Source organism: Corynebacterium sp. ACRQP (assembly GCF_022345915.1).
Classification (GTDB): Bacteria; Actinomycetota; Actinomycetes; order Mycobacteriales; family Mycobacteriaceae; genus Corynebacterium; species Corynebacterium lehmanniae.
Genome location: NZ_JAKRMZ010000052.1, coordinates 1 through 980 on the forward strand (window position 1 = coordinate 1; position 980 = coordinate 980).

The following is a 980-nucleotide window of genomic DNA, read 5'->3' on the forward strand; positions in this document are numbered from 1 at the left end:
ATGGGCTACGCATCACGCCTCACACAAAAAACACCAGGATTTACCGTGGTGTCGTGCCACACGCTTGCACCGCAATCCAATCAGCGGCTCGGCTACCTCACTGCGTCACCCCATCACTGACCTACAACGGATCAGGCCCCACGCATCACCACCAACCAACCATCCCGAAGGATGGCAACGGTCGGCGGGTCAGGGTGGTTAGTATCACCGCTTCGATACTGGGCGCGCATATACGGGTACGGGAATATCAACCCGTTGACCATCGACTACGCCTGTCGGCCTCGCCTTAGGACCCGACTCACCCTGGGAAGACGAACTTGACCCAGGAACCCTTAGTCATCCGGCGGGCAAGATTCTCACTTGCCATTCGTTACTCATGCCTGCATTCTCACTCGCATGCAGTCCACCGCTCCTTCCGGTACGGCTTCACCCCACACACGACGCTCCCCTACCCAAACAAAAATGTTTGCCGCGGCTTCGGCGGTGTGCTTGAGCCCCACTACATTGTCGGCGCGGAACCACTCGACCAGTGAGCTATTACGCACTCTTTCAAGGATGGCTGCTTCTAAGCCAACCTCCTGGCTGTCTTCGCGATCCCACATCCTTTTCCACTTAGCACACCCTTAGGGGCCTTAACCGGCGATCTGGGCTGTTTCCCTCTCGACTATGAAGCTTATCCCCCACAGTCTCACTGCAATGCACCACTTGAAACCGGTATTCGGAGTTTGGCTGACGTCGCTAAGATGATAGTCCCGCTCAACCAACCAGTAGCTCTACCTCCGGCAAGCTCACATCACGCTGCACCTAAATGCATTTCGGGGAGAACCAGCTATCACGGAGTTTGATTGGCCTTTCACCCCTACCCACAGCTCATCCCCTCAGTTTTCAACCTAAGTGGGTTCGCGCCTCCACAACCTCTTACAGCTGCTTCACACTGGCCATGGGTAGATCACCCCGCTTCGGGTCCAGGACATGCCACT

At 56.3% G+C, this 980-nt stretch carries 1 rRNA gene; it reads right to left on the minus strand.

Annotated elements, in window-relative coordinates:
* Window positions 1-980, minus strand: a 23S ribosomal RNA gene (locus MHY23_RS11825); the annotation flags it as partial.